Source organism: Variovorax sp. dw_308 (assembly GCF_019207085.1).
Classification (GTDB): Bacteria; Pseudomonadota; Gammaproteobacteria; order Burkholderiales; family Burkholderiaceae_C; genus Variovorax.
Window position 1 is genome coordinate 84,000 of sequence record NZ_JAATOM010000013.1, and the last position, 16,767, is coordinate 100,766.

The window sequence follows — 16,767 nt, forward strand, 5'->3', positions numbered from 1 at the left end:
TTGTCGCATTTCACCGCGTAGTCTCGATCACGCGCCCGTGGAGCGGCGGCTGTGTCGGCCGCGCATTTATCGCATGGAGCTTGCCGAAGGCGGTGATCTCGCCGCCGGAAGTTCTGGGAAGGACAGCAAGCGCTGCGGAACTCGAGTGCACGGCGCTCGCCGGGCCTTACCATCTGCGGCTGGATGAGGCTCCAGCCTGCAGCCGTGGATGGGCGGATCTGAACGAGGGATGGACCGGTTTGGGCCACAGTTTCTAGACTGGACCGCACCGGCTTTCGAGGAGGCCTATTGGCTTGAGTCAGACCGGGATGGTCTGACTTCTCTTCTGGCTGTTCTGGCTTTCATTATTTCAGCCCCCGCAGGGGCCGCCGGAGGCCCCCCGGTTGGGCCATGTACTCATGGTTCAACCCTCCTGAAGCACTGCCGCTTGGGGCTTGGTTGCGGTCACAGCCTGAGCTTGTCGGCGCCAGTAGTTGGCCTCGGCTTCGGCCGGCGGGATGTAGCCGATGGGCTCAAGCAAGCGGTGGTGGTTGAACCATGAGACCCACTCGAGGGTGGCGAGTTCGACCGCCTCACGCGTCTTCCAGGGGCCGCGCCGGTGGATGATCTCCGCCTTGTACAAGCCGTTGATGGTCTCGGCCAGTGCGTTGTCGTAGCTGTCGCCGGTGCTGCCCACCGAGGGGTCGATACCGGCTTCGGCCAGCCGCTCGCTGTAGCGGATCGACACGTACGAGCCCCTGTCGCTGTGATGCACCAGCGCCCCTTTCTTCTACGCCGGCCCGGCGCGCGCTCGCCACGGCTTGTGGCGCAACCGTGGTGGTCGACCCCGCGGCTGCCTCGCCCTACGAGGCGCTCGCATCTCGTGGCTACACCACCTCGATCGCTGACCATGCGGCAGGCGGGCTGAAGACCATGAAGGGGCTGCGCAGCCTGCCCTTGCCGTGGCACCTGACCCTCGGTGCCCTGAAGGCGCTGGGCGCCACCGCGCCGAAGCGGCCGATCGTGTTCGAGTGCGTCGGCGTTCCCGGCATCATCGACAGGATCATCACCGACGCTCCGCTCAATTCCCGCGTCGTCGTTGCCGGCGTCTGCATGACGCCGGACCGGTTCCGCCCGGTGATGGCGATCAACAAGGAAATCGATCTGCGCTTCGTCATGGGCTATGACCCGCTGGAGTTTCGCGACACCTTGCGGATGCTGGCCGACGGCAAGATCGACGCGTCGCCTCTTGTCACTGGCACTGTCGGGCTCCATGGTGTCGCCGGCGCATTCGATGCCCTTGCCGCGCCGGACAAGCATGCAAAGATCGTCATCGATCCCCGCAGCGCCGCGGTGCTGTAGCCGCAGCGTGACCGAGGCGCATCCAGCCGGTGCGGCTTTCTACTTTCTCAGCGCAGCGAGAGCGCGTGTCCACCGGTGCAGCTCGTCGAGCATCGTCTTTGCGGAAGCGGTGTGCAGGTCGCTCGGCAAGAACACGCCCTCGGCGCCTATGTGCTGGTTGAAATGCGGCACCACGACCGCCTCCGGAATCGGCACCAGCTTGAGCGTGCTCAGCAGTTGCTTGGTCGCCTGGACGCCACGGATGCCGCCGGAGACTCCGCCGTAGCTGACGAAGCCGACCGGCTTGTAGTGCCACTCGCCGACCAGGTAATTCATCGCGTTGATCAGCGCGCCGGGCGGCCCGTGGTTGTACTCCGGCATGACGAACAGGAACGCGTCCGCCGTTGACACCGATGCGCTCCACGCGCGCGTATGAGCGTGGTGGTACTTCTGGAGGCGCGGATGTTCCGGCTCGTCGAATACAGGGAGCGCGAAGTCCGCCAGTTCGACCAGCGTCGAATCGAAGCTGGCATGCGCCTGCGCGAACGCATGGGCCCAGCCAGCGATCGCCGGCCCGATGCGGCCGGGGCGCGTGCTGCAGACCAGCGTGTGAAGCCTGGGCTTCATCGAGGTTTGCGCTTCAGAAGGCATGGCGGATACCGAGGTCGTAGCCAGTGGCGACGCCCGGTGTATAGGTCGCGTTGTTGAGGAACGCAGGCCCGCCGTTGATGGTCAGGGCGGCGCCGTTCTTGTTGCTGATGCGGGCGACCGTCGCATAGAGCGCGGTGCGCTTCGAAAGGTTGTGCACATAGCCGAGCGCGACCTTGCTCGACTTGGGGTTGGGCAGTGCGGCCGTGTGCATGTCGTAGCGGACCTCCGAGTACGCGCCACGGATCAGGCCGACGCCGACAGTGACCGTGAAGCCCACGAGGTAGCCGTCGAGATTGATGTCGGGTGTGCCGCCGCCGATCGGCCTGATCGCGTAGTCGCGCACGCGCTGCTCATGCGACAGTTCGCCGAACAGCTTCAACACCCCGAAGTCGTAGCTCGCGCCCACGTTTGCCGTCTTGGTGGTGTCGGTGGTGCCGGCATAGAAGTTGTCGCCGGTCGTGTCCTCGGCGTAGGCTGCGGCAACGTCGAGCGATCCGTTCGCATAGCCGAAGCGGCCGCCGACGTAGCGACCCGCGCGCGTCGCCGCGACAGTGCCGGGATTCAGCGTGCCCGCAGCGTTGACGCCGGGCGGCGTCACGGTGCCCGGGTCGTACTTGACGTTCTCGTGAAAGCTGTACATCAGCTGCCCGTACCAGCCGCCGAGCGATGACGGCAGGAAATAGCCGATCGAGTTGCTCGCACGCGGGTAGTTGGTGCTGGCCTTGAAGTCACGGCCGGGCGAGGTCGAACCGATGGAGTTGAGCAGGTTGGCACCCACGCCGACCTGCCCCATCGGATCGAACACGCTGTTGGTCCAGTAAGTAGGCGTGTGGTCGCGTCCGAGCCGCACTTCGCCGAACCCGCCCGACAGGCTGACCGTGGAACGGCGCGAGAAGGTTGCGATGCCGCCGCCGTCATCGTTGGTGATCGGGGCCTCCAGCCAGAAGCTGGCGGCCAGGCCACCGCCCAGGTCCTCGGTGCCGCGGAAACCGAGCCGGCTGGTGTTGTAGCCGGAATTGCGCAGCACGAGCTGGCTGATCGTGGCGCTGCGGCCGTACCGGTCCTCGGACTTGTTGGTGAAGCCGCTGATGGCTGCATCGACCACCCCGAACAGGGTGACGGACGACTGCGCGATCGCAGCACCGCCGACGAGCATCAGGCCGAGTCCAACGCCGCCGAGAGGCATTTTTTTCATGGGTGAGGTCTCCAGGTACAGGCGCACTTCTTGATGGCGCGCAGGGGTTCGCACGCCACCGGCGGTGGCATGTCCGAAACATTCGAGGGAGGGGGCCCGGCTTTGCCGGGTTGGCGCTCGCGCTACGTGGCCGCGCCGGCGCCGCGGCCCAACCAGGCGTCGCCTTCGGCGCAAAGACGCGCCAGCGCATCGCTGTGGGGCGTCGGAAGGTCAGTGCCGATGCGGGCACCGCCGTCGGATTGCAGGTAGGCCAGATGGCGATAGCCTTCCGGGTGGCGCGCGAGCCGATCCGGGTCCAGCGTGACCAGCGCGCCTGGCACAAGCGTATCCATCCGGTCCCGCTCGTAGATCGGCACGCGTCGCTGAATGCGCCAACCGTCTGCGTTGGCCAGGAAGTCGTAGAAGCGGCCCTGGCAAGTGACGTCCACTTCGACCCCCTGCAGCTTGCCGCGCACCGTGAGGATCATCCGGGTCTCTGCAATGGCACGATCGCCGTTGATATCGATCGACGAGGTGCCGATGAAGTGCTGCACGCGTGCACCGGCCTTGGCCGCCTCGCGGGAGCGTTCGATGAACTCGGACGCGCTGCCCACGAACCAGGTCGCGTGCATGATTGCGTCGGGTGCGAAGAGCGCCTGCAGTTCGTTCCATCGACCCGCGTCGCGCGCGAGCCCCCAGTCTTGCGCCACGCGCGCGATCTCGGCACGCGCCATCAGCAGGCGGAGTGCATCGCGCTCCGCGGGAGTCAGTTCAAGCTTGTCCATGTGATGTGTCGTCGGATTGGTGCAGGGCTCAGTCGAGCGTGGTGCCGGACTGCTTGATGGTCTTGGTCCAACGCGCGTATTCGGCGTTGATGAAGGCTTCCGTCGCGGCTTGATCGAGGTTCATGACCTCGATGCCCAGCGGCTCCAGCCGGCGAGCCAGTTCTCCGCTTTGCACGGCGGCGCGCAAGGCCACGCGCAGTTGTTCGAGCACCTGGGGCGGCACGCCGCGTTGTGCGAACAGACCGAACCAGGTACCCATCTGCAGTTGCGGCAGGCCAAGCTCGGCGGCTGTCGGAATCGCAGGCAGAGAGGGGTTGCGCTTCTCGCTGGTCAGGAGGATGGCCTTGATGCGCTTGGCGTCGACCTGGGGCTTGGCCGTGGTGAGAGTGTCCAGAAAGAGATCCACCCGGCCGGCGATCAGATCCTGGTACGCCGGCGCTGCCGCCTTGTAGGAGACCTGAGTGATCTTCGTGCCCGTCGACTTGGCGAACAGCGTCGCCATAACTTCCTGTCCGCTGCCCGGTCCGGATGTGGCGATGGTCAGCCGATCGGGGTGGGCGCGAAGTTCGGCAAGCAGTTCCTTGAGGTCGTTCTGGGGCAGGTCGGCTCTTGCCACCAACAGGTACGGATAGCGCGCAACCAGCCCGATCGGAACGAAGTCCTTGGGGTCGTAAGGAAGCTTCTTGTAGAGCGCGGCGTTGAAGACCAGATTGCTCAGGCCGCCGACCAGCAGCGTGTAGCCGTCCGGGGGTGCCACGGCTGCCGCCTGGGTACCGATCAGCGTTCCGGAGCCGGCGCGGTTCTCGACGATGAACGATGCGCCCATCTGTCGGCTGAGAACGTCCGCCAGCATCCGACCCGTGAGGTCGTAGCCACCGCCCGGACCGGAGGGCGCGATGATCGTGATGGGCTTGCTGGGGTAGTCGGCCGCATGCAGGTCCAGGGCGGTGCCGAGCGCGGCGAAGGTGAGTGTGGCGGCTAGCAGTTTGCGGCGGTTCATTTCATGTGTCTCCGGAATCGTTGTATCGCTTCATGCCGGTCGCTGCGACTGCCGCGGCGCCGACGCTAGCCTGGATGCAGCGAAGTCTATGAAGACGCTCCAATTCCCATAAGATGGCAGAGTTGTTCTACTGATCAGCTTCAGCTATCACCATGAAATTCAACCAGTTGGAGGCAGTGACCGCGGTGGCCGAGCAGGGAAGCCTCCGGGCTGCGGCGCGGCATCTCGGTATGTCGCAACCTGCGCTGACGCGCAGCATCGGCGAGCTCGAGCGCGAACTGGGCGCGACCTTGTTCGAGCGGCGCGCGAGAGGCATGACGCCTACGCCCGTGGGCGAGGTGTTCATACGGCGCGCAAAGGTGATCGGCAGCGAGGCACGCCGGGCACAGGAGGAAGTCAGCCAGTTCCTCGGTGGCGACCAAGGCGACGTCGAGGTCTGCCTGTCGATCGTCGCGCACATGACGCTGCTGCCGAACGCGCTGCCGCAGTTCCAGAAGCGCTACGCGCGAACGCGGCTGCGCATCGTCGAAGGAGCGTTCCCTGCGGCGGAACCCCGGCTGCGCGATGGCAGCATGGACTTCTACATTGGACCGTCGCCCGACCGCGCGCCGTCGCGCGAATTCGCGGTCGAGAAGATGTTCGACAACACTCGCGCCGTTTTCGCGCGGCGCGGGCATCCGCGTGCCAAGGCGCGCTCGCTGGCAGAACTGACGGACGAGGTGTGGGCGACCACGGGCATCACGAGCAGAGCCGAGAGCGAGTTCGCGCAATTGTTCGCCCGGCACAAGTTGCAGCCGCCCCAAACGACCATTCAAGCGGATTCGATGCTGAGCCTGATGACGACGCTGATGTCCTCCGATGCGCTGGCGATCACGCTGCGTCAATACAGCGAGTTTCCACTGACGCGCAACGCGCTTCAGGTGATCGACGTCAAGGAAGCTCTGCCGGCGCCGAGCATCGTCCTCATCCGCCGCAGCGCCCTGCCGCTGACGCCGGCCGCTGAATACCTGGCCGACATGTTTCGCCGCGCCGCCGTGCACTACGCGCGACGCTGACGACCGGGCGAAGGCGAAGCGATCGCAAGCTGAATGCCGGGCGCGTGATCAGATTCAGCTATCGACCACCTTCTTTTGCCATCTTCCGTCGCTCTATTCCCGAACCTACAGTTCGCTGCATCACCAATGCAGGAGACCCGAGGAATGACAGCGCAAGCATCAGAGATTGAACGACAAGGGCTGCAGGAGACCGTGCCCACGCCAGTACCCATCCTTTCGACCTTGGAGCTGCCGCGCACCGTGTTCGCGGCGGGCGCTTTGTCGACGCTGCGGGACGAACTCACGGCACTCGGTGTCGCGCGGCCGCTGCTCGTCACGGACAAGGGCGTGGTGGCGGTGGGTATCGCGGCCAAGGCGATCGCAGCTTGGGGCGACGCTGCCTCGATAACGGTCTTCGATGGCGTCACCGAGAACCCCCTCTTCGCGGACGTGGACAGTGGTGCGGCCTTGTATCGCCAGCACCGCTGCGACGGCGTGGTGGCGTTGGGCGGCGGCTCCGTCATAGACACTGCAAAGATCGTCGCGCTGCTGGCGACGAACCAGGGACGCGGGGCCGACTACCTCGGCGTGCGCAATGCTGCGCACCGCGCGGCTGCGCCCTTGCTCGTCGTTCCCACGACCGCAGGCACCGGAAGCGAAGCCTCGCCATCCGCCGGCATCCATCCGGACGCAAGCACCGCATCGGTGGGCATGAACTCGCGTCATCTCGTTCCGCGGGTGGTGATCCTGGATCCGCAACTGACACGCAGCCTGCCGCGGGGACTCACCGCGGCCACGGGCATCGATGCGTTGAGTCACTGCATCGAGGGCTACCTCTCGCGCAAGAGCGTGCCGCTGGGTGACGCCATCGCACTCGACGGTATCGCACACGTGGCGCAGCACCTTCGGCGTACCGTCGCGGACGGCGCAGACGCGGATGGACGAGGCGGAATGATGCTCGCCGCGTTCGCCGGCGGCGTGTCGATCGGTATGGGCCTCGGGCCGGCCCATGCGGTGGCGATCTCGTGCAGCGACCAGGGATTTCCGCATGGCATCCTGAGCGGTATCGGCCTGGTGGCGACACTTGATGTCACGCAGCCTCGCGTGCCCGAACGCGCAAGCGCCGTGGCCCGGGCGCTTGGCCTCGCGCCTGGGGTTTCGCTTTCGGAGGGCGTCGCTTCGCTGATGCGGGACGTCGGATTGCCGACGACGCTCGCGGAACTGGGGTACGTTGCAACGGACGTGGACGCGCTGGCCCAGACTGCGCATTCAAGTCACTTCAACCTGTTCGCGCCCGTTCATCCTTCCGTCTCCGAGTACGCCGCGTTGCTCGGTCGCTCGCTGGCGCAGCATTAGACGAGACCTTGTTGCCGCACAGCGAGGCCCGTTGACGCAGCGCGTGGGGAGCGGCCGGTCGCGCTGCGCCGATCGCCTCTCCCCCGATCAGTCGACCGAGACCTTGACGTGCTTGAGTACTTCGGCGTAGCGCGCGCGATCCGCTTGCATCAGGTCCGCCACCTGTTGCGCAGGGCCGGGGCTTGCCACGAAGCCGAAGGTCGCCAGGCGCTCCTTCGCCTCGGGCTGCGAGAGCGCCTCGTTGACGCCCTTGTTGATCGCATCCGCCGTGGCGGTGGGCGTGCCACGCGGCGCCATCAGGCCGACCCACGACAGTGAGCTGACGCCCTTGGGCCCGCCCGCCTCCTCGAGCGTGGGCACCTCCGGCAGTGCCGGCGAGCGAGCGGCGTCCGCCACCGCCAGGAAACGCAGTTTACCCGCGCGCGCGAGGGGCCCGGCGGTGGCGATGCTGGCGTAAGCCCAGTCAACCTCGCCGGTCGACATTGCCGCATAGAGCTGCGACGTCTCCTTGTAGGGCACGTGCATCATCTCGACGCCCAATGCATGCGCAAGGCGGGCCGAGCCCAGGTGGATCGGCCCGCCCACCGCGTTCGAGCCGTAGCTCAGCACGGTGGACTTGCTGCCGGCCGCCTGAAGAAGATCCTTGAGCGTCTTGTAGGGACTGTTCGCGCCCACAGCGACGAAGAAGGCAGTCTTGTAGAGCAGCGCCACCGGCACCAAGTCCTTCTCGGGCTCGTAGGCCAGCTTCTTGAAGATCAGCGGGTTGATCGCCAGGTTGCCGACGTCGGCCACGACGAGATCGTTGCCGGTCGGCGGCGCACCTTTCACCGCATTGATCGCGACCACGCCCGCACCGCCCGGCTTCGGGTCGACGACGACGGGGCGATCCCATTTCGCCTGCAGCCTCTCCGCCACCACGCGCGCGATGGTGTCCGGGCCGCTGCCGGCCGGCAGCGTACTGGTGATGCGCACCGGACCTGCGCTCAGGCCCGCGGGCGCCTGGGCGTGCGCCAGTGGCGAGAGCGCGAGGGCGGCGAGAGTGGCTGCGGTGGCCACGATGATTCTTCTGTTCATGCGTTGTCTCCTGCGGGGGCCATGCGGCTCAGGCTTCGTCGACGATCGAGTTGCGAAGAACGCCGAGGCCCTCGATCTCCACTTCGCACACGTCGCCCGGCTTCATCCAGACTTGCGGCTTGCGCGCCAGGCCCACGCCCGAGGGCGTGCCCGTGATGATGATGTCGCCGGGTTGCAGCGCCATCGCTTCGGAGCATGCCGACACCAGCGTGGCCACGTCGAAGATCATGTCGCGCGTGTTGGCGTCCTGCAGCACCTTGCCATTGAGTCGGCAGGTGAGTTGAAGGCCCGATGCACCGGCAGGCACTTCGTCGGCGGTGACGAACTCCGGGCCGAAGGAGCCGCTGTTGTCGAAGTTCTTGCCCAGCGTCCACTGGTTGGTGCGCAACTGGTAGTCGCGGATCGAGCCGTCGTTGAACAGCGAGTAACCGGCCACGTGATCGAGCGCCTCTTCCTTCGGGATGTAGCGCCCGCCCTTGCCGATCACCGCGACCAGTTCGGCCTCGTAGTCGAACTGCGTCGACACCTTGGGACGTTGCAGCGGCTCCTCGTGGCCGACCCACGAAGACACGTAGCGCTGGAACACCACCGGGTGCTTCGGCGGATCGAAGTTGCTTTCCGCGGCATGGTCGATGTAGTTCAGGCCGATGGCGAAGGCCTTGGCCGGGTTGAGCACCGGCGGCAGGTACTGGAGGCCGGCGATGGGGCGGCGCACGGTGGCACTTGCAATCGCGTCGCGCGCGGCCTGCATCCCGGCTTCGCCCTGGCGCAGCAGCTCGTCGAGCGATGCGGGCAGCCCGAGGGCGGTGAGGTCGACCAGTTCCTGGCCGATGCGGGCGCCCAGCGCCGGCTGGCCCTGGTCGTTGGTGAATGCGATGAATCTCATGAGGGGGCTCCTGGAACGGGTTCGTGGTTGGTGATGAAGTCGCCGGGGACCGGCGGCCCCCAGACGTAGAGCGAGTCGTGCGGCGGATGGTCGGCCGCGGGCCATTCGAGGTCGTGAGGCACGAAGTCGATGTCGTGCGAGTACTCGGCAAAGCTGCCCCAGGGATCGCGCACGTAGTGGAAGTAGTTCGAGCCCAGCACGTGGCGACCCACGCCCCAGCCCTGGTCGTGGCCGGCAGCGCGCATCTGCTCGGCGCCGCTGCCGACCTCGTCGATGCTGCCGACGTCCCAACTCGAATGGTGCAGGCCCGGCGCATGCGATTTCGCGAACGCCACCAGGTGGTGGTCGCTGCCGTGCGGCCCATGCATGAACGCGATCACATCGCCCGAATGGTCGGACATGCGAAGGCCCAGCACCCTGGACGAGAACTCGACCATGCGCTGCACGTCGGGCGTGAAGAACAACGCGTGCGAAAGATGGCGGGGGCGCACCTGCCGCACGACGCTGCGTGTCGGCGCGGCGCCCTGCCCTGGCGCGGCATCGCTGCGTGCCGTGGCCTGCGATTTCTCACTCGGCGAGACCTTCGGAGCGACGACCAGTTGCAGCGGCGTGCCGTCCGGGTTGCGCAGCCACAGGCCGCCGCCTTTGGACAGCCGGTGCGCGGGGCCGGCGATGCCATGGCGATCGATGCGCTCGCGCCATGCAGGCAGGTCGGCCTCGTCGATGCCGTAGCTCAGGTATTCGAGGCGCTTGGCTGCGCCGCTTTCGAAGACCGAGCCCCAGGCGTGCGGATGGCCCCAGGTGTGGAGGTCGATGCGATCGGCGATGCGCCGGACATCGAGCCCGAAGGCAAGGTAGAAGCGCTCGGCTTCGTCGAGGTCGGGCACCGAGAACACGAAGCGGTTCAGCGAATGGACGGCGACGACGCCGGCGCGGCGATGCAGGTGGGGTTCGGTCATCGGGGCGTTCCTTCAGCCGGCTTGGCCGGCGACGTGCTTCAACAGGGCTTGATCCTCGACGGGCCACGCATCCGCGCGCCATGCCACGTGCTGATCGGGGCGGATCAACGTGTAGCGCGCGCCGTACAACTGCTTGAGCACGCGCTCCTGCGGCTGGGTCACGGTCAGTGGAATGCCCGCCGCGCGGGCCGCCTTCTGCGCCTGCGCGAGTGCTGCCGCGTCTGCGTCGTGCGAGGCCAGCAGCGTGAAGCCGCGACCGAACTGGTCATACAGCGAGCTGCCGTCGTGCAGCCAGGCATGCGGCGCCAGCGCCCCGGGTCGGGCGGTCGGCACGTAATTGAGGAAGTCGTGCGCGGGCGCCTCGGTGCCGTCCGGCACGATCACCGGCGAGCCGTCGTAGCGGTAGCCGAGCACCACGCCCAGCGTGTTGAACTCGCGCAACTTGGCGACCTCGATGCGCTTGCCGACTTCGCTGCGCATCCGTGTGCCGGCATCGCTCGCATCTTCCAGGCCTTCCTGCCAGAGCTGGTTGCCCAGCACCGAATGATTGGCCACCGCCTCGTCCATGACGGAGTCGTGCACCGGCCGGCGTTCCTGCTCGTAGCTGTCGAGCAGTGCCTGCCCGCCCCAGCCCTGCAGCACGGCCGCGATCTTCCAGCCCAGGTCGACACCGTCGGCCACGCCCATGTTCATGCCATAGCCGCCGAAGGGCGGGTGCAGGTGGCAGGCGTCGCCGATGAGGAAGGCGCGCCGGTCGCTGTACTTGTCGGCGATGAGGCGGCTCGCGACCCATTCGTCGGTGCTCAGCACCTCGATCTCCTGGTCGGCCAGGCCGGTGGCCTTGCGGATCAGCGCGGCCGCTTCGTCGTTGTCGAGCTTCTGGTCCTGGGTCATTTGCGTGGGCATGAAGAACCACTTGTCGCCACTGTCCATCGGCCCGATCAGGCTCGGCGCGTCGCCGTTGATCTGCCAGTACATGATGGCCGGGCCATGCGCGTGGGCCTGCGCCAGGCCCGGCGCGCGGAACACCACGTTGTAGTTGCGCGAGAGCCCGTAGGTGCCGTGCATCCTGGCGCCGATGGCGGTGCGCACCGTGCTGCGCGCACCGTCGGCGCCGACGAGGTAGTTGCATGCGACTTCGAAGCTCGTTCCGTCCAAGAGGTTCTTCAACTGCGCCACTACGCCGTCGTCGTCCGGCGTGAAGCTCAGCAAATCGGTGCTGAAGCGCAGTTCCACGCAAGGCAGCGTTTGCACATGCGCCCGCATGACTTCTTCCACCGAATACTGTGGAATCCACTGCGCATGCTCGGAGTACAGGGGGTTCTTGCCCGGCGCGCAGTACATCGCGTTCTCGATGCGCGCGAGGGCCGGGCCATTCAGGCGGGTGCAGAAGACGATGTTCGACGGGTAGTCGACCCCCAGCGGCGACGCGGCGCGCAGCTTGTCGGCAATGCCCCAGCGGCGCAGGTGCTCGCGGGTGCGCACGTTCGTCGTCTTGGCGCGGGGCGCATAGCCGACGCGGTCGTTGCGCTCGATGAGCAGGCAGGGGATGTCGCGCTGGCCGAGTTCGATGGCCAGCGCCAGGCCGGCCGGGCCGGCGCCGACGATCAGGACTTGCGGCTGCGTCTTTGTTTCCAGGTTCATTCTTGTCTCCTTCGCCGTGGACATTGGGCATCCACGGCCGCTGTTGGGGAGAGATCGTAGAAAGGCCAGTCAAATAACAAAAGATGGCAGAATCGTCGAACCGATACCTCCTTCGCATCAGTCGCTTTTCATGAAGTTGCACCACCTGCGTGATCTGTTGGCTGTCGCGGACCATGGCAGCCTGCGCGGCGCCGCCCGCGAGATCGGGATCGCCCAGCCGGCGATGACCCGCAGCATCCAGGAACTCGAAAAGGAACTGGGCGTCGCCTTGTTCGAACGACGATCCCGCGGCATCGTGCCCACCGCGATCGGCGAGGCCTTCATCCGGCGGGCGCGCAGCGTCGACAACGAGTTGGTGCGTGCGCGCGACGAGGTCGCGCAGTTGCGTGGCCTGACCCACGGCAGCGTGCGCGTGGCGCTGTCGATGGTGCCGCACATGGCCCTGCTGCCCGAGGTGCTGCGTCCCTTCCGCCAGCGCTTTCCGGATGTGCGGCTCGACATCCTCGACGCCGTGTTTCCGACGGTGGCGGCCGAGTTGCAGGACGGCAGGATCGACAGCTATATCGGCCCCCCGCCCGAGCAGTTGCCCGAGGGCCTGATCGTCGAGAAGCTCTTCGACAACACCCGCGTGATCGTCGGGCGCAAGGGCCATCCACTGGCCCAGGCCAAGTCATTGAGCGAACTCGCGGAGGCGGAATGGCTCACGACCTCGATCACCGCCCAGGCAGAACACGAACTCGGCCCCTTGTTCGCGCAACATGGCCTGCCGCCGCCCACGCTGGTCATGCAGGCGCATTCCGCCCTGACGCTGATCGTGGCCTTGCTCTATTCGGACCTGCTCAGCATGTTGCCTACGCAATGGATGCGTTTTCCGTTGACGCGCGATGTGCTGCAGGCCTTCGACATCTCGGAGCCGCTGGCAGCGCCCCCGATCTCCATCATCCAACGCGCCGGCCTGCCGCTGACGCCGGCGGCGGAGCACCTGTGCGACCTGCTGCGGCGCGCGGCTGCGCACATGGAAAGCGGGAACCTGGGCGAAGCGGTCCGCTTGCCCTGACCCCGCGCACGCTGCGAGCCTGCGATTCGTTTCAGGCATCGCCAGCTCGTTTCTCGCATCTTTTGCGCTCGCTCGCTCCCAACTAGCATTCGCGGCGGCGACGGCAATCCTGCCCCGCTGCCGAACGAAGGAGACAAGAGATGACAGCAGCCGTAGCGGCGCAAACCCGGACATTCCGACAGCTGATCGCAGGCCAGTGGGTCGAGGCAGAAGGTGGCCGGACCTTCGACGACATGAACCCCTTCAGCGGGGAAGTCTTTGCCGCGGTTCCGGCCTCCAGCGCCGCCGATGCGCAGCGCGCCATCGATGCGGCGGACCGGGCATTTCCCGCCTGGGCCGCGATGGGTGCGCGTGCGCGTCAAGCGCTGTTCCTCAAGGCCGCCGACATCCTCGAACGCCGGGCGGATGAGATCGTGTTGCTGATGGCGCAGGAGACCGGTTCGGCCAATGCGTTCTCACGTTTCCAGGTCCAGTGGGCGGTCGGGCTGCTTCGCCAGGCGGCCGGCTACCCCTACCTGCCCGGTGGCGAGATCGTCCAGTCGGATACGCCGGGCGTGTTCGCAATGGCGGTGCGCAAGCCGCTCGGCGTCATTGGCGGCATCTCGCCGTGGAACGGATCGCTGGCCCTCGGGTTTCGCACGGTGGTGGCGCCGCTCGCCTGTGGCAACACCGTGGTCCTCAAGCCCTCGGAGGACGCGCCCTTCTGCGCCGGCCTGCTGATGGGCGAAGTCATGACCGAGGCCGGCTTCCCGCCCGGCGTGGTCAACGTGATCACGCACGCGCCCGGCGAGGTCGGCCCGATCGCCGACCGGCTGTTCGAGAGCCGGCAGGTCCGTGCCTACAACTTCACCGGCTCTTCCGCGACCGGCGCACGGCTGGCGGCGCGCGCCGGCCAGCACCTCAAGCGCATCTCGCTCGAGCTGGGCGGCTACAACCCGATGATCGTGCTGAAGGACGCCGACCTCGACTATTCGGTCGACACCGCGATCTTCGCGGCCTTCTTCCATCAGGGCCAGATCTGCATGAACACGCGCAAGATCCTGGTGCAGCGGCCGTTGTTCGACGCCTTCCTCGAGCGCTTCGTGGCGCGCGCCAAGGCGCTCAAGGCCGGGGACCCATCCAACCCCGCCAACAAGATCGGACCGCTAATCAACAACCGTGCTGTGGCCAGCGTCGCGAAGGGCGTCGAGCAGGCGGTGGCCGCCGGCGCGCGCGTGCTCGCGGGTGGCGAATACACCGGGCGCTGCTTTGAGCCCACCGTGCTCGTCGACGTGCCGCCGGAAGCGCCGATCTACCGCGAGGAGATCTTCGGCCCGGTCGTGATCGTGGAGCCCTTCGACAGCGAGCAGGAGGCGATCGACAAGGCCAACGTCACCGACTTCGGCCTGTCGGCGTCGGTGATGACCGCCGACGTCTGGAAGGGCATCACGATCGGCGGGCAGATCCAGTCGGGCATGGTCAACGTCAATGGGCCGACCATGGGCGGCGAGCCGCAGATTCCGTTCGGCGGCGTGAAAGACAGCGGCTGGGCGCGCTTCGGCCGCTGGGCCATCGACATGTTCACCGACCTCAATCTCGTCACGGTGAGCCAGAACAAGCGGCAATACCCGCTGTAAGGCGCGGTCCTCATCACCCAGAAAGAGACACATGAAAAAGATAGACATCTACAACCACCTCCTGCCGCCGGCCTATTTCGAGCTGGTCAAGACGCATTCGAAGGACGCCGGCATCGTCAAGCGCATGGCCGGCCTGCCGATGCTATGGGACCTCGAAGCCCGCGCGAAGATGCTGGTGGAGAAGTTCCCCGACGTCGTGCAGGTGCTGACCCTGAGCGCGCCCGCGCCCGAGTACCTCGGCGGCCCCGACCAGTCGCCCGCGTTCGCCCGCGTCGCCAATGACGGCATGGCCGAGATCTGCAAGCGCTGGCCCGACCAGTTTCCGGTCTTCGTGGCCTCGTTGCCGATGAACAACGTGCCCGAGGCATTGAAGGAGATGGACCGCGCGATCGACCAATTGGGCGCCCGCGGTGTCCAGATCATCACCAACGTCAACGGCCGCCCGCTCGACGACCCGGAGTTCTTTCCGATCTTCGAGCGCATGGCCAACAAGCACGAACTGCCGATCTGGATGCATCCATTCCGTCCCGGCACGACGGCCGACTACAAGGGCGAGGAGCGCTCCAAGTACGAGATCTGGCAAGTACTAGGCTGGCCCTTCGAGACGTCGGTAGCGATGTCGCGCATGGTGTTCTCGGGCCTGCTGGAAAAACTCCCGAGCCTGAGGATCATCACGCACCACTGCGGCGGGATGCTGCCCTACTTCGCCGGCCGGGCCGAATCGCTGTGGGCACAATTGGGCAGCCGCAGCGCGGACGGCAGCGAAGCCGACGTGCTCAAGCGGCTATCGAAGGCGCCGATCGAATACTTCAAAATGTTCTACGGCGACACGGTGCTCGGCGGCTCCAGGGCAGCCTTGCGCTGTGGCCTCGATTTCTTCGGCGTCGACCATGTGGTCTTCGCATCGGATTGCCCGTTCGACCCTGAAGGCGGGCCGATGTTCATTCGCGAAGGCATACGCTCCATCGCGGAACTTGGCTTGAGCGACGAGGACCAGGAGAAGCTCTACCTGGGCAACGCGCTTCGCCTGATGCGCATGCCGCGCATCGGCCGCTGACGATCAAACCCCGAGGACATTCGAAATGATCAAGGCCATCCGAATCCTGGGCGCCGCCATGGTGGCGCTCGCCTTCATGCCGTCGCTGACGGCGCAGGCGCAGCCCGCAGCGACGTTCCCAGGCAAGCCCATCACGCTGGTCGTGCCATTCACGTCCAGCAGCGGCAGCGACATCATCGCCCGCATCGTCGCGCCGAAGCTCGCAGCGCGCTGGGGCCAGCCCGTCGTGGTCGACAACCGGCCCGGCGCGAGCGGCAACCTCGGTGCCCAGCAGGTAGCGATGGCCGCCCCGGATGGGCATACGCTGCTGATGGCGATCAACACCTTCACGATGACGCCGTCGATCTACAAAAAGTTGCCGTTCGATCCCGTGGCCGACTTTGCACCCGTGGCCCCGCTCGCCGAGGCGAGCTTCGTGTTCGCGGTGAACCCCGGCGTGCCGGCGACCGACATGAAGTCGCTGGTGGCGTATGCCAAGCAGAATCCCGGCAAGCTCAACTACGCCACGCCGGGCAACGGAACGCCGCAGCACCTGGCCATGGAACTGCTCAAGTCGAAGACCGGCATCGACGTCGTGCACGTGCCCTACAAAGGCATCGCAGGTGCGATCACCGACCTTCTGGGTGGCCAGGTCCAGATGATGATCGCCAGCCTGCACTCGATGCGCCCGCACGCAGAGGCCGGCAAGTTGCGCCTGCTGGCGGTCACGGGCCAGGCGCGCAGCGCGTTCGCGCCGGACGTGCCGACCTTCAAGGAGCAGGGTATTGACGTCATGGACGGCGTCGATGCCTGGTACGCGGTCATGGCGCCGGCTCGAACGCCGCCGGAGCTTGTGGCGCGGCTGAACAAAGACTTCGTTGCGGTGTTGAATTCCAGCGAAGTGAAGGAAAGTCTCGGCAAGCAAGGGCTGGTGGTGCGAACCGGATCGCCGGGTGAACTGGCTGCGCTCGTCAAGAGCGACATGACGCGCTGGAAAAAGGTCGTCACTGACGCCAGGATCACCCTGGACTGACGACGTCTCCCTCGCCCCCGGATGCATTCATGCGATGCATCCGAGGGGTCACGGACCTGGATCAAGACCGGACTATCTTCATCTCCCTCAGGCCGCTCGCTGAGCACGGAATCTCCATCGAGAACTTTGTCCGATTCCACCG

The 16,767-nt window shown here is 66.4% G+C and carries 15 protein-coding genes and 1 pseudogene; 7 read left to right on the forward strand and 9 right to left on the reverse strand.

Annotated features, from left to right (window positions below):
- Nucleotides 1-403: 403 nt before the first annotated feature.
- Nucleotides 404-766: pseudogene (locus HCU76_RS23115) on the reverse strand (integrase core domain-containing protein); the annotation flags it as partial.
- Between the two features lie 47 nt (nucleotides 767-813).
- On the opposite strand from HCU76_RS23115, the gene HCU76_RS23120 reads away from it, so the two are divergent.
- A complete protein-coding gene (locus HCU76_RS23120) occupies nucleotides 814-1,341 on the forward strand; it encodes a hypothetical protein (protein WP_213958782.1) in 528 nt (175 codons plus the stop codon).
- Nucleotides 1,342-1,380: 39 nt separating this feature from the next.
- Here the strand turns inward: HCU76_RS23120 and HCU76_RS23125 are convergent, their stop codons facing one another.
- From HCU76_RS23125 to HCU76_RS23140, 4 genes are all read right to left on the reverse strand, one after another.
- Nucleotides 1,381-1,947, reverse strand: coding sequence for an NADPH-dependent FMN reductase (locus HCU76_RS23125; protein WP_213958781.1), 567 nt, complete (start codon nucleotides 1,945-1,947; stop codon nucleotides 1,381-1,383).
- A gap of 13 nt (nucleotides 1,948-1,960) precedes the next feature.
- The gene (locus HCU76_RS23130) at nucleotides 1,961-3,157 is read right to left on the reverse strand and encodes a porin (RefSeq protein ID WP_213958831.1); all 1,197 of its coding nucleotides are present in this window, start codon (nucleotides 3,155-3,157) and stop codon (nucleotides 1,961-1,963) included.
- A 131-nt stretch (nucleotides 3,158-3,288) separates the two neighbouring features.
- Nucleotides 3,289-3,930, reverse strand: coding sequence for a nuclear transport factor 2 family protein (locus tag HCU76_RS23135; protein WP_213958780.1), 642 nt, complete (start codon nucleotides 3,928-3,930; stop codon nucleotides 3,289-3,291).
- Between the two features lie 28 nt (nucleotides 3,931-3,958).
- A complete protein-coding gene (locus HCU76_RS23140; RefSeq protein ID WP_213958779.1) occupies nucleotides 3,959-4,930 on the reverse strand; it encodes a tripartite tricarboxylate transporter substrate binding protein in 972 nt (323 codons plus the stop codon).
- Nucleotides 4,931-5,082: 152 nt separating this feature from the next.
- On the opposite strand from HCU76_RS23140, the gene HCU76_RS23145 reads away from it, so the two are divergent.
- Both HCU76_RS23145 and HCU76_RS23150 read left to right on the forward strand, forming a co-directional pair.
- Entirely contained in the window at nucleotides 5,083-5,985 is a 903-nt protein-coding gene (locus HCU76_RS23145) for a LysR substrate-binding domain-containing protein (RefSeq protein ID WP_213958778.1), read from the forward strand.
- 144 nt (nucleotides 5,986-6,129) lie between these two features.
- Complete coding sequence (locus HCU76_RS23150; RefSeq protein WP_213958777.1) at nucleotides 6,130-7,320, forward strand: iron-containing alcohol dehydrogenase; 1,191 nt, start codon at nucleotides 6,130-6,132, stop codon at nucleotides 7,318-7,320.
- 87 nt (nucleotides 7,321-7,407) lie between these two features.
- Here the strand turns inward: HCU76_RS23150 and HCU76_RS23155 are convergent, their stop codons facing one another.
- Genes HCU76_RS23155 through HCU76_RS23170 form a run of 4 tightly spaced genes read right to left on the reverse strand, consistent with a single transcriptional unit; the run spans nucleotide 7,408 to nucleotide 11,883 of the window.
- Entirely contained in the window at nucleotides 7,408-8,394 is a 987-nt protein-coding gene (locus HCU76_RS23155; protein ID WP_213958776.1) for a tripartite tricarboxylate transporter substrate binding protein, read from the reverse strand.
- A 28-nt stretch (nucleotides 8,395-8,422) separates the two neighbouring features.
- A complete protein-coding gene (locus HCU76_RS23160) occupies nucleotides 8,423-9,280 on the reverse strand; it encodes a fumarylacetoacetate hydrolase family protein (protein WP_213958775.1) in 858 nt (285 codons plus the stop codon).
- Nucleotides 9,277-10,239, reverse strand: coding sequence for a VOC family protein (locus HCU76_RS23165; protein ID WP_213958774.1), 963 nt, complete (start codon nucleotides 10,237-10,239; stop codon nucleotides 9,277-9,279). The genes HCU76_RS23160 and HCU76_RS23165 overlap by 4 nt, the downstream gene beginning before the upstream one ends.
- Nucleotides 10,240-10,251: 12 nt before the next feature.
- The gene (locus tag HCU76_RS23170; RefSeq protein WP_256354365.1) at nucleotides 10,252-11,883 is read right to left on the reverse strand and encodes an FAD-dependent monooxygenase; all 1,632 of its coding nucleotides are present in this window, start codon (nucleotides 11,881-11,883) and stop codon (nucleotides 10,252-10,254) included.
- A 130-nt stretch (nucleotides 11,884-12,013) separates the two neighbouring features.
- On the opposite strand from HCU76_RS23170, the gene HCU76_RS23175 reads away from it, so the two are divergent.
- The 4 genes from HCU76_RS23175 to HCU76_RS23190 all read left to right on the forward strand — a co-directional run bounded on the left by HCU76_RS23175 (nucleotide 12,014) and on the right by HCU76_RS23190 (nucleotide 16,625).
- Nucleotides 12,014-12,940, forward strand: coding sequence for a LysR family transcriptional regulator (locus tag HCU76_RS23175; protein WP_218510739.1), 927 nt, complete (start codon nucleotides 12,014-12,016; stop codon nucleotides 12,938-12,940).
- A gap of 140 nt (nucleotides 12,941-13,080) precedes the next feature.
- On the forward strand, nucleotides 13,081-14,556 hold the full coding sequence (locus HCU76_RS23180; protein ID WP_213958771.1) for an aldehyde dehydrogenase family protein: 1,476 nt from the start codon (nucleotides 13,081-13,083) through the stop codon (nucleotides 14,554-14,556).
- A gap of 31 nt (nucleotides 14,557-14,587) precedes the next feature.
- Entirely contained in the window at nucleotides 14,588-15,613 is a 1,026-nt protein-coding gene (locus HCU76_RS23185) for an amidohydrolase family protein (protein ID WP_213958770.1), read from the forward strand.
- Nucleotides 15,614-15,638: 25 nt separating this feature from the next.
- Nucleotides 15,639-16,625 carry a tripartite tricarboxylate transporter substrate binding protein gene (locus HCU76_RS23190; protein ID WP_213958769.1) on the forward strand — a complete coding sequence of 329 codons (987 nt, stop codon included), beginning with the start codon at nucleotides 15,639-15,641 and terminating at the stop codon, nucleotides 16,623-16,625.
- The last annotated feature ends 142 nt before the right edge of the window (nucleotides 16,626-16,767 follow it).

Coding starts and splice junctions, on each gene's coding strand:
- HCU76_RS23125 (WP_213958781.1), bottom strand. CDS start 1,947: ATGAAGCCCAGGCTTCACACGCTGGTCTGCAGCACGCGCCCCGGCCGC.
- HCU76_RS23175 (WP_218510739.1), top strand. CDS start 12,014: ATGAAGTTGCACCACCTGCGTGATCTGTTGGCTGTCGCGGACCATGGC.
- HCU76_RS23165 (WP_213958774.1), bottom strand. CDS start 10,239: ATGACCGAACCCCACCTGCATCGCCGCGCCGGCGTCGTCGCCGTCCAT.
- HCU76_RS23155 (WP_213958776.1), bottom strand. CDS start 8,394: ATGAACAGAAGAATCATCGTGGCCACCGCAGCCACTCTCGCCGCCCTC.
- HCU76_RS23145 (WP_213958778.1), top strand. CDS start 5,083: ATGAAATTCAACCAGTTGGAGGCAGTGACCGCGGTGGCCGAGCAGGGA.
- HCU76_RS23185 (WP_213958770.1), top strand. CDS start 14,588: ATGAAAAAGATAGACATCTACAACCACCTCCTGCCGCCGGCCTATTTC.
- HCU76_RS23160 (WP_213958775.1), bottom strand. CDS start 9,280: ATGAGATTCATCGCATTCACCAACGACCAGGGCCAGCCGGCGCTGGGC.
- HCU76_RS23140 (WP_213958779.1), bottom strand. CDS start 4,930: ATGAACCGCCGCAAACTGCTAGCCGCCACACTCACCTTCGCCGCGCTC.
- HCU76_RS23190 (WP_213958769.1), top strand. CDS start 15,639: ATGATCAAGGCCATCCGAATCCTGGGCGCCGCCATGGTGGCGCTCGCC.
- HCU76_RS23170 (WP_256354365.1), bottom strand. CDS start 11,883: ATGAACCTGGAAACAAAGACGCAGCCGCAAGTCCTGATCGTCGGCGCC.
- HCU76_RS23180 (WP_213958771.1), top strand. CDS start 13,081: ATGACAGCAGCCGTAGCGGCGCAAACCCGGACATTCCGACAGCTGATC.
- HCU76_RS23150 (WP_213958777.1), top strand. CDS start 6,130: ATGACAGCGCAAGCATCAGAGATTGAACGACAAGGGCTGCAGGAGACC.
- HCU76_RS23130 (WP_213958831.1), bottom strand. CDS start 3,157: ATGCCTCTCGGCGGCGTTGGACTCGGCCTGATGCTCGTCGGCGGTGCT.
- HCU76_RS23135 (WP_213958780.1), bottom strand. CDS start 3,930: ATGGACAAGCTTGAACTGACTCCCGCGGAGCGCGATGCACTCCGCCTG.